The sequence below is a fragment of the Chitinivibrionales bacterium genome (genome assembly GCA_014728215.1).
In the GTDB taxonomy this organism is placed as follows: domain Bacteria; phylum Fibrobacterota; class Chitinivibrionia; order Chitinivibrionales; family WJKA01; genus WJKA01.
Genome location: WJLZ01000117.1, coordinates 162,901 through 187,730 on the forward strand (window position 1 = coordinate 162,901; position 24,830 = coordinate 187,730).

Here is a 24,830-nt window from a genome sequence, read left to right on the forward strand (position 1 = left end):
GGAGTGGAAAAAAGCTGGATGTAAATCGGAAAGCGGCACGTTTGAATCTGATAATAGGTTTCTGGTGTGTTCTTTTAAGAGGAGGTGGTGTATGGCACGGTATCGGAAAATCGAATGTATTCATTGTCCCTATATGCAGATATGCAACGTACGTGTAAGGGTTTATGAAAATTATTGCGGCTGTAACACGGCATGGAATGAACGACGAAACGGCACGGTGCAGAATGAATGCAAATTAAGAGTCGCTGGCATGATTAAGAATTTAAAAGGAAATCGAAGTCATACATTGATCGGCCTGCAGCATAAACCTGTTATCTGAGCCGGAGGGTACCCAAGATGCAGGCCGGTAGAAGGTGTGTACGTATATTTTTTTTTATTTTTTCCAAGGAGGAATTGTGGAACCTACTTCATTTATGAATACTATGCGAGAAAGAGTACGGAGCGGTATCTCCACCGCTTCAAAAACCGCTCAGCGGTATTCCCGTATCGGCCGGCTTCGTGCAGAAGAGCAACTTAAAAAGCATATGCTTAATAAGGAATGGACCGAAATGGGAAAACGTATTTATGCTCTTCTTAAAGAAAACAGAGGCAGTGAAGCGCAGGATGATCCCATTCTCACCAGTTCGCGGCAAAAGATTGACGAACAGCTCAAACAGCTGGATGATTTAAAATCGCAGCTCTGCGAAGAACAGAAAGCTGGAACCGAAGGTATTCAACAATCTCCTGAGCAGAGTGTGCCGCCTCATGAACATGTCGCCCCGACTCATGAGCATGTGCCCTGATAAAAAACAATGAGCACCACATTGATCCGTCCTTGTCTTTCTTCCTTTATCGAAAAAATTAACAGATCCACGGGAAGATAAGGACGGTAATCATTATTGACGCCGGAAGGTGTTGAACGTTGGACCGGCGTTGCGTTCTTACAGATTAAAGGGATCGAATTTTTGGAGTATAATGCTTGCCAGGGGAGAATGACTTTTTGTTATGAAGAGTGAGCAACTGCGGGCATTGCATCTCTGACGTTTCTGATTGCGCAAAACTTTTTCTTTCCCATGAGCAAGAAAATCCTGGCCGGCTTTCCGTGAAGTATCGATAACCCGATACCATTTCATGTTCTTAATCGGCGGCAAATGAACGTAAACACTTCTGAAATGCATGTTGAAAACAAAATAGAGAAAATGAACGTTGTCCTCGCCTTGAAGCGCAGCATTGTAAAGCAGGAAACAGAGGGTTTTTAATTTGGGATAATCCCAGCGTGGGTCGGATAGATTTTTATCATACCATAAAATGTCGGCCATGCCCCCTGCAGACTGACTTCGACCGGTTAAAAATTCATTCTCATGGAGTGGGCCATACTGTTTTCTTAAGGATACGGCCTTTTTGAAAAATTCAAACACATCCCGGTTTTTATGCACTAATTCCCAGTTATACCAGCTTATTTCATTATCCTGACACCATGCGTTGTTGTTACCATTCTGCGTACGCATGAATTCATCGCCCCCATAAACCATGGGCGTGCCCCGGGATATCATCAAGGTAAGCAGACTGTTTTTTATCAGCTTCTTTCGTAAAAGAAGGATATGTCGGTCGGCGGTGTCACCTTCAGTCCCGCAGTTCCAGGAATTGTTATCGTTTGCACCATCATTGTTGTTTTCTTTATTACTCTCATTATGTTTTTCATTGTATGAGAAGATATCATACAACGTAAATCCATCATGGGCGGTAATAAAATTGATGCTCTCTACGGATTTTCTTCCCTCCTTCTGAAACAGCCCCGAAGATCCGCTGATACTTCGTGCAAACTCTGCCGCCTGATTATCATCCCCCTTAATGAACCTCCGGCCAGTGTCGCGGTAATTACCATTCCATTCAAGCCATCCAGGGGGGAAATTGCCTACCTGATATTGGGTCATGTCCCAGGGTTCGGCGATAAGCTTGACTTTTCTAAGCAGAGGATCCTCGCTAATGGCTCTGAAAAAGGGTGCATTCGGATCAAAGGTGCCATTCAGATTTCCCAGGGCTGACGCAAGATCGAACCGGAATCCGTCAACGTGCATGATTGAAACCCAGTAGCGAAGAGAATCGATGATCAAGCGAAGGCATTGGGGATTTTCAGCATTAAGTGTATTTCCGGTTCCTGTTTGATCGAAATAATAACGCATGCTTTCTATGTCGTTGTCGCCTGTCAGCCGGTAATAAGTCAGATTATCGACACCTTTTAATGAAAGGGTTGGTCCCAGGTGATTGCCTTCAGGAGTATGATTGTAGACAACATCCAGAATAATCTCGAGCCCTGCTTTGTGCAGTTCACGCACGAGGGTCTTGAATTCCGTAACCTGGCACCCGGAATATTGTTTGTTGCAATAGGTTACCTCAGGAGCAAAGTAGGCAAGGGTGTCATAGCCCCAATAGTTGGTCAGGCCACGGTCGAGAACGAACTGCTGGACATGATGCTCCTGTATCGGCATCAGTTCAACCGTGGTGATCCCCAGCTCTTTTAGATAGGGAATTTTTTCAATAAATCCTTTATAGGTTCCCGGATGTTTTACGCCCGATGATGGGTGAGCGGTAAAACCCTTGAGATGCGTTTCGAATATAATTGTATCGGACTCGGGTATTCGCGGTAATGAATCATCCTGCCAGTCGAATTCATTATCCACAATAATCGATTTGGCCATCTGTTTGGAGTTGTCCCGGTTATCAAAGGAGAGATCCTCTTCCTCTGATTTAATATCGTAGGCAAAAAGGAGACCGTCGTTATGATTGCATTTGCCGCTCACCGCTTTTGCATAAGGATCAATCAGCAGTTTATTGCGATTGAACCGTTTCCCCTCCCTGGGATTATAGTCTCCGTCGACTTTATACCCGTACAGATGCCCTGCTTTAATACCATGAACAAATATATGCCATACACCATAATCGTCTCTGTTCATGTGAATGATATCCGTGGGTTCGCCGTCATCGGGATTATTAAACAACAAAAGATACACCGCCGTGGCAAAGTGTGAGGCTACCGAAAAATTAACTCCTCCATGATTAATCGAAGCGCCCAATGGCTCTGGGCTGCCCGGAGAAATTCTTCTGTTTGTGTACTGTGCTATCATAGGGCTTACAGGTGATTAACAGTGATAGAAATTCTGAAATTGCAATCAGAATGCAATTCATATGCCAAGCTGGATGGGGAAGGATAATGGATGAGGATGGTGGATCCAGAAACCCGAGACCTGTATCCGGCATTATTTCGAGTTTATCCATGGCATAGTATTTGCGATTTTTTATTCCGCCAGAAGATGATGATGTAAGTAGTAGATCGTGTGACCCCGAAGTTTTCTCCTTTGGAGAGTAACAGATAGTTTCGTGTATGATAACGCAATTGTCGAAAATGAGAAAGTGCTATGCCGATTCATAATAACGATATCGCCGGAATATTCAATAAAGTGGCCGACCTTCTGGAATTAGAGGGGGAAAATCAGTTTCGGGTAAGGGCCTACCGGACGGCAGCGCAGACAGTTTCCAGCATGGGAGAAAATCTTTCTTCCATGATTGAAAAGGGTGAAGATCTCACCCGGTTTTCGGGAATCGGCAAGGATCTGGCAGGAAAAATCAAAACCATTGTCGAAACCGGCTCACTTCCGCTGCTGGTCGATTTGGAGAAGAAAGTCCCTGAGGAGCTGACAATAATCATGCAGGTTGGAGGGCTTGGCCCCAAGCGAGTAAAAACGCTTTATGATGAGCTTGGTATCCAGTCAATCGATGAACTTGAAAAGGCGGCATCGGAGAAACAAATCCGAAAGATCCGTGGGTTCGGCAAAAAGACCGAAGAGGCCATACTCGAAGGGATAGGGCAGGTTCGCCAGGGAGGGCAGCGCCGGTTATGGTCTGATGTGGAAGAAATCGCTTCGGGCCTTGTTGATTATTTGCACAGGGCAAAGAAAGTAAAAGAGGTTATCGTGGCTGGATCGTTCCGGCGGCGGAAAGAAACGGTACGTGATATCGATATCCTCGCTACCTGTTCGAAGGGATCCAATTTGATGGATCGCTTTGTCTCTTTTGATGAAGTGAATAAGATTGTTTCAAAGGGTGAAACCCGGTCCACGGTCATTCTAAGGTCGGGCCTTCAGGCTGACCTGCGGGTCCTTCCCCAGGTCTCCTACGGCGCAGCACTTCATTATTTCACCGGAAGTAAGGAGCATAATATTGCCATACGGAAAAGGGGGGTTAAACAGGGCCTAACAATTAATGAGTACGGCGTTTTTCGCAATGAAAAACGGATCGGCGGAAAAAAAGAGCAGGATGTGTATGATGCGGTCGGGTTGCCCTATATCGAGCCGGAATTACGGGAGAACAGAGGGGAGATTGAAGCCGCACAGAAGAAAAAGCTGCCCCATCTTGTTACTTTCGATGATATTCGGGGCGATCTGCATGTTCATACAAACGAGACCGACGGACGTGAACCGTTAAAGGTAATGGTTGAAGCTGCTCGAAAAAGAGGGTACGACTATATCGCCATTACCGACCATTCAAAGCATGTGAGTGTGGCAAATGGTATGGATATAAAACGGTTGCGGAAAGAAATTGAAGCAATCGATAAATTGAATGATTCAATCAAAGGTTTTCATATCCTGAAGGGTATCGAACTCGATATCCTGGATGACGGCTCGCTTGATTTACCCGATGAAGTACTCAAGGAGCTTGATCTGACGGTCTGTTCGGTTCATTACAAGTTCAAACTTCCCGAAAATAAACAAACCGAACGGATTATCCGTGCTATGGATAACCGGTACGTTACAATCCTCGGCCATCCTACCGGCAGAAAAATCAATGACCGGGCACCCTATGACGTTGACGTTAACCGGGTTTTGGAAGCGGCAAAGGAACGGGGATGTTTTATGGAGGTCAACGGTCAGCCCGACCGGCTGGACCTGTCCGACACCTATTGCCGCACCGCAAAGGAGATGGGGGTCAAATGTTCTTTGGCCACAGACGCTCATATGGGAAGCAACTTCGATTTTATCCACTATTCCCTTGCCCAGGCACGCCGCGGATGGCTTGAGCCCGATGACATAATCAATACACGAAGTTATTCTTCACTGAAAAAACTGATTTCACAGCGCCGGTAAGACACTAAGAAAACAGACTATGGATTACAGAAAAAATGTACCGTCAAAATTCCCGGATATCGATTCCATGTCAAAAGATAACGCACGAAAGGAAATCGAAAAATTACGGGATGCTGTTAATTATCATGACCATCTTTATTACGGAGAAAACAAGCCGAAAATATCCGATTCAGCTTATGATCGGCTGTTTCATCGTCTCCAGGAGCTTGAGGAAAAATTTCCCGAATTCCAAACAGCAAACTCACCAACTTCCCGGATTGGTGCAGAGCCGGTCGGTTCTCTTAAAAAGCGCCGTCACACAACGGTTATGCAAAGTTTGCAAGCAGCAATAGAGACCGACACGATCGAATCATTCGATTCATCGATTCGCTCTCTGGCACATAAAAAAAAGATCGAATATGTGGCCGAGCCAAAATTTGACGGGTTATCGGTGGAACTGGTTTATACCAAAGGTGAACTGGAGTATGCTGCAACACGCGGTGACGGTCGGACTGGTGAAGACATTACCAACAATGTGCGCACGATGCGCTCGGTTCCTTTAAAACTGAACGGGGGTGGTAGCGTGCCCGAAAGGATTGCCGTACGGGGTGAAATTCTCATGACCAAGACAGGATTCCAAAAGCTTAACCGGGAACGGGTCGGTAACAACAAAGAGTCCTTTGCTAATCCGCGTAATGCCGCCGCGGGAACGGTTCGTCAACTGGACTCTAAAAATGTCGCAGGCCTGCCCCTGGACATTTTCTGTTACGAATTACTGCAGATATCAGAAAAAGAACCGGAAACGCATCTGGAGGCGCTGGATTTTTTAAAGTCGCTGGGGTTGAAAACGACCAGGCAGCGACAGTTGTGTTCATCGGTGGATGACCTCCTGGATTTCAGGGAATCGATGGCTAAAAAGCGTGAATCGATCGATTTTGATATTGACGGCATTGTTGCAAAGATCAACAATCGTTCATTGCGTAACGAGCTTGGGTCCCGGGGACGCAGCCCACGGTGGGCTTTTGCGTGGAAATTCCCACCCCGTCAGGAGGTGACCCGACAATTCGATATCGTGGTGCAGGTCGGACGGACCGGTATTCTGACACCAGTTGCTCTTCTTGAGCCGGTCGATATCGGTGGGGTAACGATCAGCCGGGCCACATTGCACAATGAGGATGAAGTTCATCGAAAAGATATCCGGGTGGGCGATAATGTCCGTATTGCCCGGGCTGGTGATGTTATTCCCGAGGTTATCGAGCGTGTGCCTGAAAAAGGAAAGAAGCGGGGCACGCCATTCAGTATGCCGAAAAAATGTCCATCCTGTGGTGATCCGATCGTTCGTGAAGGCGCCTATCATATCTGTCCCGCTGGCTTGTCCTGCCGGGCCCAGCTTGAAGGACGGCTCAGGCATTTTGCATCCCGGTCAGCATGCAATATCGAAACTCTTGGAGGAAAAACTACCGAACAACTGGTGGAAAGAAACATGATAAACGATCTGGCCGATCTCTTTGGACTGTCGGTTGAGGATTTTATGCAGCTTGACGGTTATGCTGAAAAATCGGCGAAGAAGCTGCACGACCAGATTCAGAATGCAAAAAATATCCCCCTCGACAGGTTTATTTATGCTCTGGGGATTCGTCATATCGGCGAGCATATGGCCCGGGTTTTGGCACACCATTTCGAATCCTTTGACAAGGTGCGTTCGGCAACGCTGGAACAGCTTTCGCATATCAGAGAAATCGGAGATGAATCTGCACAAAGCATTGTCGAGTTCTTTGGAGATAAACGCAATAATGAGTCGATCGACAGGATGCTCAGCTATGGGGTGAACCCGCAACCGGTCAGCAGGAAAAAAGCACAGAAACTCAAAGGGACAACGATCGTTTTAACCGGCGAATTGGACAAATGGACCCGAAGTGAAGCAAAACAGCGCATTGAAGCACTTGGCGGAAGAGCAACGTCGAGTGTCAGTGACAACACCGATTATCTGGTAGCCGGGCAAAATCCCGGATCAAAACTCGATGCGGCACGGAAACATAACGTAAAGGTGATTGATGAAAAAGAGTTTGAGAATATGGTGGGGTGAATCGAAAAGAAATAGTTTCCGTCAATGATGATGATGGTATGGTTTTTGCGGCATTCAGGGCAAACAGGAAAAGAAAAGTTTCATAGTAAGAGGATAAACAAAGGGAGGAATCCATGGCGAAAATAATTGGTATTGACCTTGGAACGACAAATTCGTGTGTTTCTGTTATGGAAGCCGGCAAGCCGGTGGTGATTCCCAACACTGAGGGCGGCCGTACAACACCGTCGGTTGTTGCTTTCAGTAAAACAGGAGAGCGGCTTGTTGGCGCCATTGCCAAGCGCCAGGCCATAACCAATCCGGAAAATACGATTTTTTCAATCAAACGTTTCATGGGACGGCGCCATACTGAGGTGCAGGCCGAAGAAAAACTTGTTCCCTACAAAATTGTGGGTGGACCACAGGAACTGGTAAAAGTGCAGGCTGGCGGTAAAGAACTTACTCCACCCGAAGTGTCGGCGATGATTTTACAGTATTTGAAAAAGGCTGCGGAAGATTACCTCGGAGGCAAGGTTGACAGTGCCGTGATAACCGTTCCGGCCTATTTTAACGATGCACAACGTCAGGCAACAAAAGATGCCGGAAGAATTGCAGGCCTGGATGTCAAACGGATAATCAATGAACCGACAGCAGCTTCCCTGGCCTATGGTCTGGATAAAAAGGCAAATATGAAAATTGCCGTATTTGATTTTGGCGGTGGTACATTTGATATATCGATTCTGGAAATTGGCGGGGGAGTCTTTGAAGTAAAGTCCACCAACGGTGATACTCATCTGGGTGGCGATGATATCGATCAGCTACTGATCGATTATATTGCCAAAGAATTCAAATCGAGCAGCGGGGTTGATATCCGTACCGACCGGATGGCCCTTCAGCGCCTTAAAGAAGCTGCAGAAAAGGCAAAGTGTGAATTGTCAAGCGCCATGCAGACCACAGTCAATCTTCCCTTTATCAGCGCAACACCATCCGGACCGCTCCACCTGGACCATACCCTGACCCGGGCAAAATTCGAATCATTGATCGATCCGCTGCTGCAACGCATGGTCGGACCGTGCAAGCAGGCGATGACCGATGCCGGTGTGGTTAAAGATGATATCGGTGAAGTTATCCTGGTGGGTGGTGCTACGAGGACTCCCGCGGTGCAGCGTAAGGTTGTGGAACTCTTCGGCAAAGAACCGAGTAAGGGTGTTAATCCCGATGAAGTTGTTGCGGTTGGAGCAGGTATACAGGGTGCTGTTCTTGGCGGTGATGAGTCGGTCAAGGATGTTCTTCTGCTCGATGTTACCCCCTTGTCTCTGGGTATCGAAACACTGGGAGGGGTATTTACCCGTCTGATCGACCGGAACACCACTATTCCCACAAAAAAAAGCCAGGTTTTTTCGACTGCAACCGACAATCAGCCTGCGGTGTCGATCATGGTTTATCAGGGTGAACGGGAAATGGCTTCCCAGAACCGGTTACTGGGAAAATTCGATCTGGTCGGACTTCCACTGGCTCCGCGGGGGCTGCCGCAAATTGAAGTCACCTTTGATATCGATGCCAATGGTATTCTGAATGTCAGCGCCAAGGACCTTGGAAGCGGCAAAGAGCAACAGATCCGTATCGAGTCATCGAGTGGCCTTTCCGAACAGGAAATCGACCGAATGGTGAAGGATGCTGAAGCACATGCTGCCGAAGATAAGGAGCAGCGTGAAAAGGTCGATACCCGTAATCAGGCCGATCAGCTTATTGCCCAGACTGAAAAAACACTTCAGGAAGCAGGTGATAAGGTGAGTGCTGAGGACCGGGGAAAAATCGAATCGGCGTTGTCCGATTTAAAAGAAAACGTCAAAGGTGATGATGCTGGCGCAATGAAAGCGAGCATGGATTCGCTGATGCAGGCATCGCATGCCATGGCTCAGGCAATGTATCAGCAGGCACAGGGCGCAGGTGCCCAGCCGGGCGGTGGCGCTGGAGGCCAACAGCAGGAACAGGAGATCGGTGAAGGCAAAACCGTCGATGCCGAATACGAAGAAGTTAACAAAAACGAATAGAAGTGATTCTCCGCCTGGGTCGCTATTCGTTAAATCGAATTAATACGGTAAAAGAAAAAGCAAAACATGTATTCACTTATCGAAAGGAGTCCTTGATGGACATCATGAAAAAAATCGCCGGAATTGGAGCGGCGGCACTTGCCGTTACCGGAGCAGCATTCCTTGCAAAGAAAGCTGTTAAGAAAAAACATGAGAGTCCCTTTGAAAAATTCGGCCGTGAAATCGATGCGTCGATTCTCAAGGCAACCAACCGCATAGAAGTACTGGCGAACAAAGTCAGGCATTATGCCGGTAACGGCAAAGGAGAGGAGATCGGCCGGGAAATGGAAGAAGCGATTTCGGAGGCAAAAAGCGATCTCGATCATATTTCATCTGAAATGAAACAGAAAGTGATGAGCCTGCAGGAATTATAAAACAACCATCAAGGAGGGGGCTATGGCTGCGGGAAAGATGCGAACGTTCGTTGTGAGCGGACTGTTGATCCTTGGGGCAATGGGGTGGTCGGCAGGCGACTCTTTATCAACAAACAAAAATTCGAATGCGAGCGAAGCTTTACGTTCCCGTTTCATATTTCTAAGCACTACCACGATAAAGGCCGGTGTGTTTACGCCGGTTATTTTTAACCATGCCTTTGACAAAATGGGTTCGGTAAAAGTGACGGGAACGTCCCTGCTTGCAACCGGTGGAAGCTTCTTTGCTGCAATGTATCTCACCAGGGATATTGTTTTGCATAGTCCTCAGGCCGTATTGATGGGATATGGGGGAACGCTGGGATTGCTGTATCCACAGCAGATCCGGCTGCTGCTTCACTACGCAACGGGAATAGACACAGAATATGCCTATCGCAAATCGGACGGCAGCAAAGGATACCGCGGTATACTGCCCAGCCGCCGGATACAGGCCTGGTCGACGCTTCTGACCTATCCCTATGGAATGTATGTGGGATGGCGGACTTCACTTTTTGACAAATGCACTCTGGGTGCGGCAACGGTTATGACCTATTTGAGTCAGACCATCGGCTCACTGGGATATCTGCTTCCTCTGGCGAAATATGCCCCCGAAGACAGTGAAGATAAAAAGCGATATTTTACTCTCGCATCGCTAAGTACCATGTTTCTTATACCGACCGGCTATTTGTGGGGAGCACGGATGGCCGAGGAGGAAACATTCAGTTCGGGTGCAGGAATACAACTTTACATTACCGGAACACTTGCCACGCTGACTGCTGCTGGTGTTGCCCGGGTGTATAACAATCATGAAGAACCCGAAGATTATCGGCAACGACATATCTATACCGCTGCAACCTTTTCGGGGTATGTGATTGGGACATATATGGGTTTTCGGCGCCAGATGAAAATGAAACCGACGTTGTGGCAATCTGCTTTCATAGGGGCCGTCACTACCGGCTCTTCGCTCATTACCGGAAGTATTCCCTTTATGGCGGGAAAGCGTATCGAAAAAGATGAAGACTACTTTATTGGCGCCGGCCTGGCCGGGGCCTGGCTCGGTTATTTTATTGGTGAAAAAGTATCGGAGCGATTACCGGGTATTCTAATGAAAGATGCCGATTATACCACTTTTTCATTGCATACACCGGGATTGTGGCAGATTCCAGTCTTGGCAGCAGGCGGTGACTCGGGTGAAAATAGAAGAGCAGTACCCGTCGTTGGATGCTCGTGGCGGTTTTGACTATAACGATAAGAACAATTCCCATTTTCTGCACAAAGAAGAGAGAAAAGAGGAACAGCGTTAAAACACGGCTGCATGTGCCACTTCCGTATTTACACCCTTCAGCTCTCGATTTATCATATCAAGTAATCGGACATGGAAATCGCCGGATCCTTTTTCAACAACCGGAACATGGGTGGAATTATTGATTGCCGTAACCGGTTGCATGGTAGCCAGAATTGCCCTGAGACCGGGATTATATTTTTTTGCCATTTCCAGCATATGATTGCCTTTCATATCGGGCAAGAGGTATTCGGAGATGACAAGTGACGGATTATAGCCGTTGCAGGCAGCATCGAGGAATTCATTGGCATTATAAAAAGTGCCGATTTCACGATATCCATCACGGATAAGGCAATTCCTCATTAAAATAAGCATACTCGGCATTGGATCGACAAGAGCAATCGTCTCGTTCATAAAAAGCCTCCCACAAAAATATTTGACAGCACCTCTTTCTACAGTTATCAAATTTTATGCCAAAGCATTTTGCATACGGATCAAGTATATTCAAAAAGGGAATTGTTCATTAGTTGAACAATTCCCCTGTTTTCCCCAAGTGGATAGATACTTTTAGCGGGCCGGTTCACTGGGTTGTGAAACCTGTTCAAGCACTTTACCGATTGTCGATGCATTAAAATGGGTTGCCATATCTCCCAGTGAAAGCATACCCACGACTTTCCCTTCACCATCAAGTACAACAAGGCGCCGCACCTGTTTATCTTCCATAATCCGTGCGGCTTCCTCAAGATCCATCGTGTCGTTACAGGTAAAAGGCTCGGCACTCATGATTTCTTCGACTGTTGTTGAGCGGGAATCACGTTCCTCGGCCATACTGCGTATGACAATATCACGATCGGTTACAAGGCCCACAACAGCATGCTCTTTCTGAACAGGAAATACGCCTACATTCAAATCTTTCATCCTCTTTGCTGCATCCATCACCGAGGTTGTCGAAAGCAATGTCTCAGGATTGGGTGTCATAGCTTCCTTTATCAGCATGTAACGCCTCCTTTAAAGTTGAAGGTGACAAAACTAAAAGTAATACAGGAAAGGGGAACCTATTATTGTTTCCCCCCTGTCATTTGTTCTGGAGAATCCGCAGGACATCTTCCTTTTCGAGTGTTTCATGTTCGATAAGTTCTTCAACGAGTTTGTCGAGACCGGTTTTATGTTCTTTTAGAAGATTCAGCGCTTTTTCTTCCATGGAATTGACAATATTCTGAATTTCTTCATCGATGATTTGCCCGGTTTTCTCGCTGTAATTTTTCTGTTGTGTCATTTCCCGTCCCAGAAATACCTGTTCCTGTCCCTGAGTGAATGTGGCAGGTCCGATACGTTGGCTCATACCCCACCGGGTAACCATCTGGCGAGCTATTTTTGTTGCCTGTTCCAGGTCATGGGCGCCCCCGTTTGTATAATCTTCCAGCGCGATCTTTTCGGCAGCTCTGCCTCCGAGGGAAACGGCAATCCGGTTCAGGAGGTATTCTCTGTTGAGATTATGACGGTCCAGTTCCGGAAGCTGCTGTGTTGCTCCAAGGGCCTGACCCCTGGGGATGATCGTTACCTTTTGCAAAGGGTCTGTCTGGGGGAGATACCAGGCTGTCAGTGCATGCCCGGCTTCGTGATAGGCAATCACCTTCTGCTCGTTGTCGTTGATTTTCATATCCCGTTTGTTTCCAAGGATAATCTTGTCAACCGCTTCCTCAAATTCCTCCTTACCGACCGATTCTTTCTTTTTACGTCCGGCGAGTAGTGAGGCTTCATTGACCAGATTTTTAAGATCCGCACCACTGAATCCGACACTCCGTCCGGCGATAGCATCCATGTCGACACCTTCTTCCAGAGGGACTTTTCGTGCATGGATATTAAGAATCTGGACGCGTGCTTTTCGTTCCGGCAGGTTCAGGGTTATTTGCCGGTCGAACCGTCCGGGGCGTTTGAGTGCCGGGTCGATTATGTCGGGACGGTTTGTGGCTGCGATAACAACAACCGACTCCTGGGGTTCAAATCCGTCAAGTTCCGAAAGGATCTGGTTGAGTGTCTGCTCCCGTTCATCATGGCCGCCGCCCATTCCGGCGCCCCGGGCACGGCCGATAGAATCGAGTTCGTCGATATATATAATCGCCGGCTGTTCTTTTTTGGCCTTATCGAACATGTCGCGTACCCGTGATGCTCCCACGCCCACAAACATTTCAATAAATTCCGAACCGCTGATGCTGTAGAAGGGAACATCGGCTTCACCGGCAACGGCCCGGGCAAGAAGCGTTTTTCCGGTCCCCGGAGCACCCATCAGCAATACACCCTTGGGTACTTCAGCTCCCAGCGAGATAAACCGATCGGGATCTTTCAGAAAGTGGACTATCTCCTGAAGTTCTTTTTTTGCATTATTCAACCCGGCAACATCATTGAACGAGACCTTTGTTTCATCTGTCTTCCGGTATTTTTTTGCCCGCGATTTGCCGACGTTAAACAGGCCGCCGAAGCCGGACATGCCGTCTTTGCCGCCACCTCCGCCGTCCATACGCTTGCCCATCTGACGGCGAATATAAACGCCCCACAGCATAAGCAAAATCCAGGGAGCCAGCAGTATAAGTGTCCATATCCACCACCGATTGCCCGTTGCCCTGGCTTCAACCGTCACATCGTTGTTTTCCAAAAGCGCCATCAGGCCTTCATTATCGTATCCCGGATTTACCGTGGAAAAGGCCGTAAAACTGAGTGTGTCCGCTCCGCCCGGGGCAGGCTTTTTGTACGGTTCCTTGAATTGGCCTCGGATATGTTTGTTTTCAATGGTAATCGTATCAACATTTCCTTCCTGTATTTCCCGCTTGAATGCTGAATAGGCCATATCGATACGATTGGGCTCTTTATAACTCGCATAGAAATAATAGGCGACAGTGGCAGCAATAATAATCCAAAGCAACGTACGAACATTACCTCCCATGACCTGAGGCTGTCGTTGTTTGAATGCATTCTGTTTTTTCTTTTTATCGTTGTCGTTTCCGGTTTCTTTCTGATTTTGTTCACGTTTACCCATAATAAAACTCCTTAGAATCGGGTTTTCCACTTATCCTACAAAACGACATATTTTGACCCCCCATACACAAAACAATATAAAGCTTCTATAATCATGCTTATAAATAGTATCAAATCCCGTGCCAAAGACCTATTTTATGATGGAACAAGTTTTGCTTTCTTTTCGAGTGCGAAAGGAGCCGCTTATTATGGAATTTGCCCAGGCACTGGAGCTTGTTGCCGAAAAGATTGGGGAATGGGGACGGCAGGGTGTACTGCTGATACCAAACATTATGGTATCCCTTATCGTGCTTGTGGTTGCAGCAATTATTGCTATGGTTGCAGCCCGTACCTCCCGGCGTATTCTCGGGCAGTTTTTGAAAAACATCTCCCTGGTTAATTTTCTCGGCTCGGTTATCCGGTTTTGTGTGCTCCTTGCAGGGGTCATTATTGCACTGAATGTCCTCCAGCTCGAAAATGCAATTTTGTCGCTTTTAACCGGTGTTGGAATTGTCGGTATTGCTCTTGGTTTTGCCTTCCAGGACATGGCGGCCAATTTTATCTCCGGCATTGCACTGGTATTCAGGGATGATCGTCCTTTTAAAGTCGGCGACATTGTTGAAACCAAAGAGCAAATCGGCATCATTAAAGAGATCGATCTCCGAGCCACAACCATGCAGACTTTTGACGGTCGCTTTGTGTTTATTCCTAATAAGCAGATGTTTCAGGACCCGGTCATCAATTTTTCTTTTCTTGGCCAGAGACGCGTTGATATTCCCGTGGGAATATCCTATGGAGACGACTTGCCCAAGGTTATGAAGGTGGCAATGGATGCCGTTCGAGATATCCCCCGTGAAAGGGGAAGTGACAGCCAGACCGTCGAACTCTTTTTCGAAGAATTCGGCGACAGCTCGATCAATTTTCAGCTCCGCTTCTGGATACCTTTCACCAAACAGACAGATTACCTCTCTGCGCGCAGTGATGCTGTCATGCGGATAAAACAGGCCTTCGATGAAAATGATATCACCATTCCCTTTCCCATTCGAACACTTGATTTCGGTATCAAAGGCGGGAAAACCTTGCGGACTATGATTGGGAGTGGGCGAAAGATTGAAGGTTGAAAGAACGTTGACGGCGATGCACTGAGCGTGCCGAAGTGTTAAGAGATGAGGATGGTGGATCCAGAGACCAGATGCCGATATCCAGCTTTAACCCCTTACCATCCCGGTGCCAGAAGCCAGCCGAATCTCCATTGTTCATCGGTGCGCTGAAAGGGATAGGCGTAATAGAGCTGGAGTACCAGAAACCCCAGAAGATTCATGCGTGTGGAGATTCCCGCACTTGCAACAGGGATTCGCTCCTTTGATGAAGCCTTATATTCCGGTTCGGGATAATCGGTTGAGGTCCATGCCACACCGGCGTCGGCGAACGCGGCCAGATCCAGAGGAAGATATCTGAAATCGATCAGACCATATCCTTCGATACCGAGCAGAGGGACCCGAACTTCTACATTGCCTACTGCGATACGGGAGCCGAAGAGACGGTCGAGTTCAGCACAACCGTATTCGCCGGTGCCGTCATTGCAATCGTCAACGTCGAATGTCCAGGGTTCATATCCTCGCACAAGAGTCCCGTAACCGATATGAAGAGGGGAGAGACGGTCGCTTTCGCCATCCTCCAGATACCGTCCGTAATGGAGTGCACGCACTGCCAGGGTCAGGGGACGCCAATTAAAATAATGACGATAATCGAGGGCGAGTGATATATAGTTCAGCGTGCCGACTGTCGGCTCGACTTCGATCCTGTACCGTCTTCCTTCAATCGGTGCGGTGAATCCGAAAATGGAGAAATCGCCAACCAGTGCTGCCGGAGATTGGATAAGGTTAAGCGGTTTTGGAGCAGACGGTGTTTCTTTCGATGAATCGATAATCTGATCGTTATGAACAAAATAGGTGGTTCCTTCGATTTTGGACCAGATCCGTGTGTAGCCGGTTGAAAATTCTACCCGACGATTGACATTGAACGGGAATTCAAGCGCAGCGGTAGCCTTTTCGGTAAAGGTGCGACGTTCGGCAATGGTGATTTCTTCAACACTGGTTCGCTGACTATCAATCAGCATGGTATCTGTTTCCGATGTAATCTGTACGTCACGATAGGGGACATGTGAGGCACCTGCAAGCCAGTTCAACCGTTGAGCGCGATTGTGATAGACAATCTGCCCCGCAGCATCTTCGAATGAGCCATTTATTTGAGCGGTTACGGCAAGAAGGTGATTAGAAAGAAGATCACTGAATAAAAGGTGTGCTCCTGCTCCTAGTGCACTTCCCGACTGGTCGATTGCCGCACCGGCGGACAACCGTCCAACCGACAAAAACGATAGATCGGCTTCGTAATCGTCGACTGAATAAGATTTTGTCGCTATCGCAGAAAACCAGGGTTTATTGAGATAGGTATCGATAAGACCGGGATCTTGGGGGTTATGGGGAGGAAGAGTGGTTGCTGCAATGAACGAGTGCAACTGATCGGTTTGAATCACTTCTTCTTCAATACGTTCCTGAGTGAGCGAATAGAGATTATATTCCCGGTTTTCGAATACCGTAAAGACAAGACTATCGTCATTGCCTGATACACTCAATGCGGGTGATAAGTCGGTCAACCCGGATACCCCGGTTGCGATATTGGTTATGCGATAATAGGTGTCTTCTTTGAGTGAATAACGGAATATATCGCTGAAACCGTCGGGATCGGCAACAAAGTAGATGCTTTTGCCGTCGGAAGAAAAGTGCGGGTTGATATGCTTGCACCAGGGGCCGAAGCCATAGAGTGTTGTTTTTTGTTCCGAAAGATTGTACAGCGCAATTTGTGGACGGCTGAACAGCAGGGAATCGAAGCTTGTTGACGGATGATTGTCGGTGATGAATGCAATGGTGCTGCCGTCAGGCGACCACGATGGCTGCAATTCCGCATGGCGGTTGTTGGTAAGCCTGGTAAGGGAATCGGCGTCGATATTATAGAGAAACAGATCTGCAATACCGCCGTCGGTTCCGGTAACGGCAAGCTTGTTACCGTCGGGTGACCATGCAATCCCGGTAATCGCCTCAAGTTCATCGAATTGATAGGTTCCCTCGGTTTTGAGGGTATTGATATTAATGACCCGGATCGAGTTATCACCCTTTTTAAAAACAACAAATGCGAATTTACTGCCGTCGGGTGACCAGGTTCCGGAGGTATTGGTAAACTGGAGGGCATCAAAATGTGCATTAGTCTGGGCTCGAACCAGTTGTTTCACAATTTTACCGGTCTTGAGATTCGCCAGGTAAAGGGAAAGGGTGAATATATTGCGGCGCGAAAAGAAGACTACATATTTACCGTCCGGACTGACTGATGGTGAAAGATTGAGCCCCCCTTCACCCGTAATAACCGGCGTGCCGTAACCCGACGGATTGATTCTTCCCTTGAGATCGGGGGCGAATTCATTTTTTATTGCCTTCCGCCACAGAACAGAAAGGGAATCGACATCAATACCCAGCTCATTTTCGACGGCCCGGCGGAAACTCGATTTAAGAGAGCTGTAATAGAGACGGGGAACGATTGTATCTCCCCAGGTGCCACCAATATAGGCCCAGATCGCGTGCCCGTAGCGGTAGGGGAAATAGGATGGATCCCTGGATACCTTTTCGATGGTTGGAAGGTCGTTGTTAATAAGAGCATCCCGCATCCACATAGCCGTCAATGGAGTACTGGAGCCGACCGATAAATATTCACTCATCCCCTCGATAAACCAGAGAGGAATATTGCGTGAAGACTGTAAGCCCCGGGGAAGCGATTTCATCAGCGCATAGTGATAAACATGGACCAGTTCATGTCCGAGGACATGGTCATTTTCGGCATAAATTCCGGTGAGAGGAATAACCACTCGTTCTCTCAATCCTTCGGTAACACCGCCGGTACTCTGTGGGATACGACCGGAGATGACATTGGTCTGCTGGAAATCGGCATGATTGGCATAAAGGACAATCGGCTGGCCCGATGAAAGACCCGTATCAAAAAGAGTAGCATATCGTTTATCCCACCGCTGCAACATCCGGGCGGCGTCGCTTACAGCAGTCAATTCTTCAGGATAATAGTGAATCGAAAAAGGATCGGCATGCATGACGTTGAAATCAAAATTTTCATACTGAACCTTGTTTCGTCCGAAATACTGTGCCCGTGTTTCTATCGGCACAATGCACAAAAGCAGAATCTGCAAAAATTGCATATGTCGTTGTAGGTTAAACATAGAAAAAAGCATATGCAAGCATTATGCCACCGTGGGGCTATAGGAGTACTTGGTCGTTGAGGGGGTTCGAAGTATATCTGAGGAGTGCTGTTGTCGGGCCTTTCTCAAAAATGACAAAGGCTTTTGCACTTATGCAAATAGATTATTCGGATGATCGCATAAGCTTTTTATCGCGGTCGCTGAGAATATTTGATGTAAAGAGGCTTCGGGTGGCTTTTGTTATGGTGTCACAATTAATATACTGAAACAATTTGATATTGGCGGTAAAGATTTTATATATGGCCGGGTCAAAGCAGTCTTTTGCCATTTTGTTCATTATTCCGATTGCCAGTTTATGTGGGTAACAATATTTATAAACCCGTTGGGAGAGCAAGGAATCGTATACATCGATAATTCTGATAATGCGTGCCCCAACCGGAATATTTTGACCCGAAAGACCAAGAGGGTAACCACTGCCGTTATAGTTTTCGTGATGAGCGAGTATGGTGGCGCATATCTCATTCACATTATTGATCTCGTTATAGAGCTGTAGGTGACGGGCGCTGAAATGGACATGATCTTTTATCCGTTCGAATTCGTGGGGGGTTAATTGTGTTTTTTTCAATAAGAGGGTATGCTGTAAATCCAATTTTCCGATATCATGAGCAAGTGCCGCTATCAATAAATTTTTTGTGGTCCCTGTTTCCAACCGGAGTTTATGGGCGATTACTGCACAATTTCGAGCGACACGCATATGATGAGCAAAATAGTCTGAACCAAGATTTTTTAAATGATTCAGCAATTTCAAAACAGCACGTTCATTCTCAAAGACCAGCGCAAACAATGTATCGACATATTTCTGCAGTTTCGAATTTTGACTATTCCGAAAGATTGTGTATAAATAGGAAATGAGTTTATCGGCAGTGCCCACAGTACCATACTTTTGTTGGTACCGGTCTGGCGTCCGATCGTATTTAATGGAGAATGCAGCGTTTGTTTGAGATGTCACCACAGGCGTTAACAGTGAGTGTCCGTCTGCGCCAAAAGATGTGGGGTCTTCCTGGAACATCTTATGTTTTTTACCGTTAGATTAAATGTTAGATTTTTGTTTGCCTGTTGTTAAGCAATTATGATGCCAGTTGTTATAATATAGTAATGTGTTGGCCTTCAGTGCACAAAATCGTCATCTCAGCCATGGATGGAACAGAACCCGATCACGTTCGCAGGCAGAGTACACCGGAAACATTTGTGTGATTTTTTGCAAATTCGATATCGATGTTATAGTATTTGCAAAAAAATGGCATCTCCTGCCTGTGGATATACTGAGACGAACGCTGGCATTAAATTTGCCGCCTATTTAAAAGGAGAATCCGGATCTTTATTATTATAAGGTTTGACAATAAAAACTCAAGCGGTAATGAATGAAAAACGCCGAACTTTTTATTCCCCAGCTTGATGCAATAATTGAAGCGGCCGGCGGGGAGAGCAAATATATCGATTGTAACAATAAAGCATATCGATGCAATATCTGTGATTCGATTCTCCCGAGAATACGTACTCTCCTGCAGGAATCCATCAAACCCAAAACCACACAATATAATAAAACATGGAACCTCTGGTTTGTTCTGAAACGAGGTCCGATTTCCGCTTATACCACCGATGAAGAATACGAGCAAATGCTCGAGCATGAAGAAATTGAATCTCATGAAGAACTTGAAGAATACTGGGTAATGGAATATCCTTATGAAGAAGAGTGGATTAAGGTCACATTTATTTTACAGGAAAACGAATTCAGTGTATTGATCAATACAGCGTTGCATTTTCTGTATAATTTCGATACCTGCGAAATAATCGGTGGAGCACTCAATACCCCCAAAGGAGAAGTTTTGCTCCGGTGGCTTGAGGGGAGGATAAAAAGGGAAATCGAAGCATTTTTAAAAGACCCTGATGCATATAATCGAAATGTTGAAGAAAAGTTACCTTTGCGAAAGCGTATCGGCCGGATTAGCCGTCATTTTTTATGGAAACAAATTCCGGATCTCGAGCGTTTGGATAGAGAACTTGGTGATGAGATAATCCATACCCTTGAGAGGGCATTAAATAATATTAATCGGAATAATCCTCTCTTCAGGATGACTGCTGACGATTTTTTCGGGTATTGTGAGATATGTTATGATGCCAATGATTATTTTGGTCATGATGAAAAACTGACTCCTCGTCAAAAGTATAAACGGATGGCTGATGGCCGGGATGAGGGGTTATTGGAAGTATCCGGCGATTCGCCTGAAGCATTTTATGAGTGGTTTGCCAACCGAAACCATCGTGGTCATCCATGGGAAATATGCCGAGGGGGTACTACGAGTCACATATCACTGATAGTGAATAGTACCAGAGACCCCTGGTATCTCTCGTTGTCCGGCTTTGGCCGGGTGCGCGCCGCTGAAACAGTTCGTATGGCTGTTGCCCTCTGGAAGGCTGCAATCCCATTCCGTCTTTTAAAGGCTTCTGAACTGCTGGCCATGTGCAAGGGAACCGATTACGTCGGTATTGTGCCCGATTATGTTACCCCCCGGTACTGTGGTGATCTTTTCCCCGATGAAGATGCCATTATCGATTATATGAACCCCTGGGATGATCAGGTGTTCGAATCGGTGGTACGGAAATATGCTTACTGGTATCCCCTCGAAAAACTGGAAACTCAACATATATGATTTCCCAACCCACAGCTGGAAATATTGTCCTATGGCATTAATGATAATATATCTGATATCTGCAATTATTATTTCGTTTATTTGTTCGGTGCTTGAAGCTGTCCTGTTGAGCGTTTCACCTGCCTATATTAAAGTATTAGAACAGAAAAATCCATCAGCGGGGAATAAGCTCCTGGCCTTCAAAACCGATATCGACAAACCTCTTTCGGCTATTTTGAGCCTGAACACCATTGCCCATACCATTGGTGCAGCCGGCGTTGGCGCCCAGGCCCAGATTGTTTTCGGCAAAGCATCGGTTGGTTTGATTTCAGCAATACTGACTTTTCTGATACTTGTTTTTTCTGAAATAATACCTAAAACCATTGGTGCAAGCTATTGGCGCTTGCTGGTTATCCCCTCCACCCAGACAATGCGAATTGTAGTCTTTCTTATGTATCCGCTTACCCTGCTCTCCCGTTTCCTGACCAAGTTAATTGGACGCAAGGGGAATACAGGAGCTTTGACCCGGGAAGAACTGAATGCTCAGGTCGACCTGAGTCTGAAAGAAGGAATTCTGCGCGGTCAGGAATCACGAGTGTTTAAAAACCTTATCCGTTTCAGGTCGCTGCAAGCCAAAGATATCATGACTCCCCGCCCGGTTTTGATTTCCTATCCCCAGACCGAAACAGTTGGTTCGGTAGCCGATAAAAATTTACCGGTATCCCGGATCCTTGTGCATCGGGAAAACGCTCCGGAAGATATTACCGGTTACGTTCTTAAAAGTGAACTCCTGGACTGGGTTGCCCGCGATAAACCTCAAAAGCAGTTATGTGATTTCAAGCGGGAAATTCTTACTGTTCCCGAATCATTAAATGTCGAAGAGCTTCTTGAAAAGCTCCTCAAAGGTCATGAGCACATCACCGTGCTTATCGATGAATATGGCGGCTTGGCGGGTATTGTCACTATGGAAGACATAATCGAGACGCTTCTGGGGATGGAAATTGTCGATGAAATGGATACTGTCGAAGATATGCAGGCCTATGCCCGCGATCGATGGCGGGAACGGGCAGAGCGTCTCGGGCTTCTGAGAAATGAAAACGAATTAAAATAAGAAGTTTTTTTCCGGCACAAACACCAACGTTCTGTTATCTATTCATTTTCCTTTCCCCCGTTCTCTTTTCTTCCCGGGCTTCAGCTGCCGGAACATATTTATGCTTTTTTTTGCTGTAAATAAGATTATCTTGCTCCACCTTTTCAATAAATGATTTTTGAGCTGTTTTATTTGTACTGCTCTCTTTTTGAGAATCCATACTGAGCCTCTTTCTTTTTAATGTCATTACCGTGCAGTCATGCCCCCGTCAATGATCATCGATTCACCGGTTACAAAGGACGATGAATCTGAACAGAGCCAGATAACCGCTTCGGCGACTTCTTCGGGCTTTCCCATTCGACCAACAGGTTCATTTGATACAAAGCTCGCAGCAGCTTCGGGATCATCGCCCACGAACCGTTTCACCATATCTGTTTCAATTATGCCCGGACATACGGCATTAACCCTGATGCCTGATTTGGCGTATTCGAGGGCGGCGGTCTTGGTAAGCCCGATAACTCCGTGCTTTGATGCAGAATATGCGCAAATACCTTCAAAACCAATAACCCCTGCTACTGAAGACATGTTCACGATCGAGCCGCCATTCTGTTTAAGCATCTGCTCGATCTCATATTTCATACAGAGCCATGTCCCTTTGAGGTTGACACCCGTCACCTTGTCCCAGTTTTGTTCTGAGGTAAGCGCAGTGGTGGCTTGTTCACCTTCGGTACCGGCATTGTTGACGGCACAGTCGAGTTTGCCGTACATCTCCACTATCTGACGGATGAGTTGCTTTACATCGCCATCCTGAGATACATCCGTGGTAGCAAAAATACTTTTCTTTCCCATTTCCTCTATTTTGTGGGTTACCTTTTTTCCTTCCTCATACAGGATATCGGCAATAACGACAGTGGCTCCTTCACGGGCACAAGCAAATGCTGTTGCTTTTCCTATTCCTGCAGCACCGCCGGTTATTAAAACAACTTTATTTTTCAACATTAAATCCATTAAAAACCACCTCTCTGAGAATATTAGTAAAGAGCTTTCTGATACATTACTCACATTGTCGTATCGTTGATCTGGACCCCGTATAGATGCCTTCAAGCGCTGCCGTGGCGATAATATGGTTTCGCATTGCAATTTTGACTTCAATGATGCTTTTGCCATAACCGATTGTAAGCACCGAGTCGAGGGCAAAGACATAAAACACCAGATGCTGTTCTTTTTGCTGCGGCCCCGGCCCAATATATTCATAGGTCAGAAAATCGTTGATCGCTTCAATACCAATATGAGCGTTTTCTTCGATAAAATCTAACACAGGGACATTGAAAATCAGCCAGTGAGTCAGATTTTTCTCAGGCTCTTCCATACTGATACACAGGCTTTGAGTCTGTCCGGGTATTTCTTCGATGGTAAGACAGGGGTTGATATTATTACCCTCGGCAGTATATTTCCGGGGTATTTTCCCTCTGTTTTCAAAATTCGGGCTTTTAAGAAGCATATCCGTATTCCACTATTAAATTTTCCACTATTGTTTCTTTTCTTTAAAACCTATGGAAAACATGCTTTCCAGGTCATGTCGGGAAAAACATTGGAAAGCAATCATCGTTTCAGTTTCAATTATACCTTCAATTTTCAGCATATGATTGGTGACAATATCAGCCAGTTTTTCGTTTGACGGTGCACGGATTATCGCTACAAGGTCATATTTCCCTGCAACCGAGTAGACTTCCGAGATATCTTCAACGGCTGCGAGTTTTTCGGCAACTGAATTTATGCTTCGTCTGTTTGCCTTGATTAAGCATATTGCATTTACCATGCTTCCCCCATTCGGATACTGAAGTAACTATTGAATTACCATTCATATTAATGCGAATAATATGCCAAAATCCATGAGGAGCTTTTTATTCCGAATTCGATATGGGATTATCATTTTCGGGAATTAGGTTGTCGAAAACGGGAAAATAATTCTCAATATCTGCAAAGTAGGCTTGCAGGGTTCGGTTTAGGGGAGGTTGGCATTGATATTGCGAACAGTTGGGTGAAGGGAGGATTATATGAAACAGAAAATTATGATACTTGGTTTCTTAGTGTTACTGGGCTCTTCTATATCTTATGCAGATACAGTGGTTTCTGCTATCGCCGACAGTACGATTACCAGGGCTGTTGAATCGGATCTTAAATGGGATAATGCTGTTTCGTCTCATTTAATCGATATAACAACCAAAAAAGGTATCGTGATCATGAGCGGCTATGTGGACAATCTGCTTTCCCGTGATCGGGCTGAAAGGATAGCAGAGACAATAAAGGGGGTGCGCGGTGTAGTCAATCGCATTAAAATACGGCCGATTGATCGCACCGATTCTGAAATAAAAAGCTCCTTGCTCTCGGCCATTGCACTGGATCCGGCATTAAAGGAACAGGATATTTCGGTTAAAGTCAGAAAAGGCCGGGTTGTGCTTAAAGGCACTGTTGGGTCGCGGAGCCAAATGTTACTGGCCCTGAAAGTAGCAAAGGGGGTAAGTGGCATCGTTGAAATTGAAAATGAGATTTTAATTCAGCCTCAAAAAGAGCGGTCTGATGATGATATCAGGGCCGATATTGTACGTCGTATTGAAATTGACCCGGCGCTTCAGGAAGAACATTATAAAGTCAAGGTTCATAACGGAAACGTTTCCCTCTCGGGAGCTGCAGGGAGTATTCCCGAAATCAAGGCAATTATGAATAAGGCAAATGTTAATGGTGTCAGGGGTATGGATACCAGCGGTCTTGAAGTTAAAGAATGGGCCGATGACTGGCTTCGACGGCAGGAAAAACTCTCACTCTCGGACAAA

21 protein-coding genes are annotated in these 24,830 nt (G+C 46.4%); 11 read left to right on the forward strand and 10 right to left on the reverse strand.

Annotation, left to right across the window (positions count from 1 at the left end):
* The first annotated feature begins 91 nt into the window (after positions 1–91).
* Both GF401_09410 and GF401_09415 read left to right on the forward strand, forming a co-directional pair.
* Positions 92–319, forward strand: a complete 228-nt coding sequence (locus GF401_09410) for a hypothetical protein (GenBank protein ID MBD3345265.1) — start codon at positions 92–94, stop codon at positions 317–319.
* Between the two features lie 76 nt (positions 320–395).
* Complete coding sequence (locus tag GF401_09415) at positions 396–782, forward strand: hypothetical protein (protein ID MBD3345266.1); 387 nt, start codon at positions 396–398, stop codon at positions 780–782.
* A gap of 138 nt (positions 783–920) precedes the next feature.
* Here GF401_09415 and glgX read toward each other — a convergent pair whose 3' ends face one another.
* The gene (gene glgX, locus GF401_09420; protein ID MBD3345267.1) at positions 921–3,104 is read right to left on the reverse strand and encodes a glycogen debranching protein GlgX; all 2,184 of its coding nucleotides are present in this window, start codon (positions 3,102–3,104) and stop codon (positions 921–923) included.
* Positions 3,105–3,395: 291 nt separating this feature from the next.
* Here glgX and polX point away from each other — a divergent pair, with 291 nt between their 5' ends.
* The 5 genes from polX to GF401_09445 all read left to right on the forward strand — a co-directional run bounded on the left by polX (position 3,396) and on the right by GF401_09445 (position 10,904).
* Complete coding sequence (gene polX / locus GF401_09425) at positions 3,396–5,120, forward strand: DNA polymerase/3'-5' exonuclease PolX (protein ID MBD3345268.1); 1,725 nt, start codon at positions 3,396–3,398, stop codon at positions 5,118–5,120.
* A gap of 19 nt (positions 5,121–5,139) precedes the next feature.
* On the forward strand, positions 5,140–7,185 hold the full coding sequence (gene ligA / locus GF401_09430) for an NAD-dependent DNA ligase LigA (GenBank protein ID MBD3345269.1): 2,046 nt from the start codon (positions 5,140–5,142) through the stop codon (positions 7,183–7,185).
* A gap of 113 nt (positions 7,186–7,298) precedes the next feature.
* Positions 7,299–9,215, forward strand: a complete 1,917-nt coding sequence (gene dnaK / locus GF401_09435; GenBank protein ID MBD3345270.1) for a molecular chaperone DnaK — start codon at positions 7,299–7,301, stop codon at positions 9,213–9,215.
* Between the two features lie 95 nt (positions 9,216–9,310).
* The gene (locus GF401_09440) at positions 9,311–9,628 is read left to right on the forward strand and encodes a hypothetical protein (protein MBD3345271.1); all 318 of its coding nucleotides are present in this window, start codon (positions 9,311–9,313) and stop codon (positions 9,626–9,628) included.
* A 22-nt stretch (positions 9,629–9,650) separates the two neighbouring features.
* Positions 9,651–10,904, forward strand: a complete 1,254-nt coding sequence (locus GF401_09445) for a hypothetical protein (GenBank protein ID MBD3345272.1) — start codon at positions 9,651–9,653, stop codon at positions 10,902–10,904.
* A gap of 60 nt (positions 10,905–10,964) precedes the next feature.
* On the opposite strand, the gene GF401_09450 is transcribed toward GF401_09445, so the two are convergent.
* The 3 genes from GF401_09450 to hflB form a co-directional block, all read right to left on the reverse strand.
* Positions 10,965–11,360, reverse strand: a complete 396-nt coding sequence (locus GF401_09450) for a response regulator (GenBank protein ID MBD3345273.1) — start codon at positions 11,358–11,360, stop codon at positions 10,965–10,967.
* A 153-nt stretch (positions 11,361–11,513) separates the two neighbouring features.
* On the reverse strand, positions 11,514–11,942 hold the full coding sequence (locus GF401_09455; protein ID MBD3345274.1) for a CBS domain-containing protein: 429 nt from the start codon (positions 11,940–11,942) through the stop codon (positions 11,514–11,516).
* 79 nt (positions 11,943–12,021) lie between these two features.
* Positions 12,022–13,980: an ATP-dependent zinc metalloprotease FtsH gene (hflB, locus tag GF401_09460; GenBank protein MBD3345275.1), complete on the reverse strand. Its 1,959-nt coding sequence runs from the start codon at positions 13,978–13,980 to the stop codon at positions 12,022–12,024.
* 136 nt (positions 13,981–14,116) lie between these two features.
* Here hflB and GF401_09465 point away from each other — a divergent pair, with 136 nt between their 5' ends.
* On the forward strand, positions 14,117–15,079 hold the full coding sequence (locus GF401_09465) for a mechanosensitive ion channel (GenBank protein ID MBD3345276.1): 963 nt from the start codon (positions 14,117–14,119) through the stop codon (positions 15,077–15,079).
* Between the two features lie 95 nt (positions 15,080–15,174).
* On the opposite strand, the gene GF401_09470 is transcribed toward GF401_09465, so the two are convergent.
* Positions 15,175–18,249, reverse strand: coding sequence for a peptidase S9 (locus tag GF401_09470; protein MBD3345277.1), 3,075 nt, complete (start codon positions 18,247–18,249; stop codon positions 15,175–15,177).
* A 130-nt stretch (positions 18,250–18,379) separates the two neighbouring features.
* Positions 18,380–19,285, reverse strand: coding sequence for an HD domain-containing protein (locus GF401_09475; GenBank protein MBD3345278.1), 906 nt, complete (start codon positions 19,283–19,285; stop codon positions 18,380–18,382).
* Positions 19,286–19,637: 352 nt separating this feature from the next.
* On the opposite strand from GF401_09475, the gene GF401_09480 reads away from it, so the two are divergent.
* Together GF401_09480 and GF401_09485 are read left to right on the forward strand one after the other, a co-directional pair.
* Entirely contained in the window at positions 19,638–20,927 is a 1,290-nt protein-coding gene (locus GF401_09480; GenBank protein MBD3345279.1) for a hypothetical protein, read from the forward strand.
* Between the two features lie 31 nt (positions 20,928–20,958).
* Positions 20,959–22,017, forward strand: coding sequence for a DUF21 domain-containing protein (locus GF401_09485; GenBank protein ID MBD3345280.1), 1,059 nt, complete (start codon positions 20,959–20,961; stop codon positions 22,015–22,017).
* Positions 22,018–22,051: 34 nt separating this feature from the next.
* Here GF401_09485 and GF401_09490 read toward each other — a convergent pair whose 3' ends face one another.
* From GF401_09490 to GF401_09505, 4 genes are read right to left on the reverse strand one after another with little or no spacing between them, the layout of a single operon-like run.
* Positions 22,052–22,216: a hypothetical protein gene (locus GF401_09490; GenBank protein MBD3345281.1), complete on the reverse strand. Its 165-nt coding sequence runs from the start codon at positions 22,214–22,216 to the stop codon at positions 22,052–22,054.
* 26 nt (positions 22,217–22,242) lie between these two features.
* The gene (locus tag GF401_09495) at positions 22,243–23,004 is read right to left on the reverse strand and encodes an SDR family oxidoreductase (protein MBD3345282.1); all 762 of its coding nucleotides are present in this window, start codon (positions 23,002–23,004) and stop codon (positions 22,243–22,245) included.
* A gap of 46 nt (positions 23,005–23,050) precedes the next feature.
* The gene (locus GF401_09500; protein ID MBD3345283.1) at positions 23,051–23,497 is read right to left on the reverse strand and encodes a YbhB/YbcL family Raf kinase inhibitor-like protein; all 447 of its coding nucleotides are present in this window, start codon (positions 23,495–23,497) and stop codon (positions 23,051–23,053) included.
* Between the two features lie 27 nt (positions 23,498–23,524).
* Positions 23,525–23,815, reverse strand: coding sequence for an Lrp/AsnC family transcriptional regulator (locus GF401_09505; GenBank protein MBD3345284.1), 291 nt, complete (start codon positions 23,813–23,815; stop codon positions 23,525–23,527).
* 238 nt (positions 23,816–24,053) lie between these two features.
* On the opposite strand from GF401_09505, the gene GF401_09510 reads away from it, so the two are divergent.
* Positions 24,054–24,830, forward strand: a 777-nt coding sequence (locus GF401_09510; GenBank protein MBD3345285.1) for a BON domain-containing protein, incomplete at its 3' end; no start/stop codon positions are given.

What these genes read in the sequence shown, in the direction of transcription:
- GF401_09410 (MBD3345265.1), top strand. Translation starts at nt 92, where the DNA reads ATGGCACGGTATCGGAAAATCGAATGTATTCATTGTCCCTATATGCAG.
- glgX (MBD3345267.1), bottom strand. Translation starts at nt 3,104, where the DNA reads ATGATAGCACAGTACACAAACAGAAGAATTTCTCCGGGCAGCCCAGAG.
- polX (MBD3345268.1), top strand. Translation starts at nt 3,396, where the DNA reads ATGCCGATTCATAATAACGATATCGCCGGAATATTCAATAAAGTGGCC.
- ligA (MBD3345269.1), top strand. Translation starts at nt 5,140, where the DNA reads ATGGATTACAGAAAAAATGTACCGTCAAAATTCCCGGATATCGATTCC.
- dnaK (MBD3345270.1), top strand. Translation starts at nt 7,299, where the DNA reads ATGGCGAAAATAATTGGTATTGACCTTGGAACGACAAATTCGTGTGTT.
- GF401_09440 (MBD3345271.1), top strand. Translation starts at nt 9,311, where the DNA reads ATGGACATCATGAAAAAAATCGCCGGAATTGGAGCGGCGGCACTTGCC.
- GF401_09445 (MBD3345272.1), top strand. Translation starts at nt 9,651, where the DNA reads ATGGCTGCGGGAAAGATGCGAACGTTCGTTGTGAGCGGACTGTTGATC.
- GF401_09450 (MBD3345273.1), bottom strand. Translation starts at nt 11,360, where the DNA reads ATGAACGAGACGATTGCTCTTGTCGATCCAATGCCGAGTATGCTTATT.
- GF401_09455 (MBD3345274.1), bottom strand. Translation starts at nt 11,942, where the DNA reads ATGCTGATAAAGGAAGCTATGACACCCAATCCTGAGACATTGCTTTCG.
- hflB (MBD3345275.1), bottom strand. Translation starts at nt 13,980, where the DNA reads ATGGGTAAACGTGAACAAAATCAGAAAGAAACCGGAAACGACAACGAT.
- GF401_09465 (MBD3345276.1), top strand. Translation starts at nt 14,117, where the DNA reads ATGATGGAACAAGTTTTGCTTTCTTTTCGAGTGCGAAAGGAGCCGCTT.
- GF401_09470 (MBD3345277.1), bottom strand. Translation starts at nt 18,249, where the DNA reads ATGCTTTTTTCTATGTTTAACCTACAACGACATATGCAATTTTTGCAG.
- GF401_09475 (MBD3345278.1), bottom strand. Translation starts at nt 19,285, where the DNA reads ATGTTCCAGGAAGACCCCACATCTTTTGGCGCAGACGGACACTCACTG.
- GF401_09480 (MBD3345279.1), top strand. Translation starts at nt 19,638, where the DNA reads ATGAAAAACGCCGAACTTTTTATTCCCCAGCTTGATGCAATAATTGAA.
- GF401_09485 (MBD3345280.1), top strand. Translation starts at nt 20,959, where the DNA reads ATGGCATTAATGATAATATATCTGATATCTGCAATTATTATTTCGTTT.
- GF401_09490 (MBD3345281.1), bottom strand. Translation starts at nt 22,216, where the DNA reads ATGGATTCTCAAAAAGAGAGCAGTACAAATAAAACAGCTCAAAAATCA.
- GF401_09495 (MBD3345282.1), bottom strand. Translation starts at nt 23,004, where the DNA reads ATGGATTTAATGTTGAAAAATAAAGTTGTTTTAATAACCGGCGGTGCT.
- GF401_09500 (MBD3345283.1), bottom strand. Translation starts at nt 23,497, where the DNA reads ATGCTTCTTAAAAGCCCGAATTTTGAAAACAGAGGGAAAATACCCCGG.
- GF401_09505 (MBD3345284.1), bottom strand. Translation starts at nt 23,815, where the DNA reads ATGGTAAATGCAATATGCTTAATCAAGGCAAACAGACGAAGCATAAAT.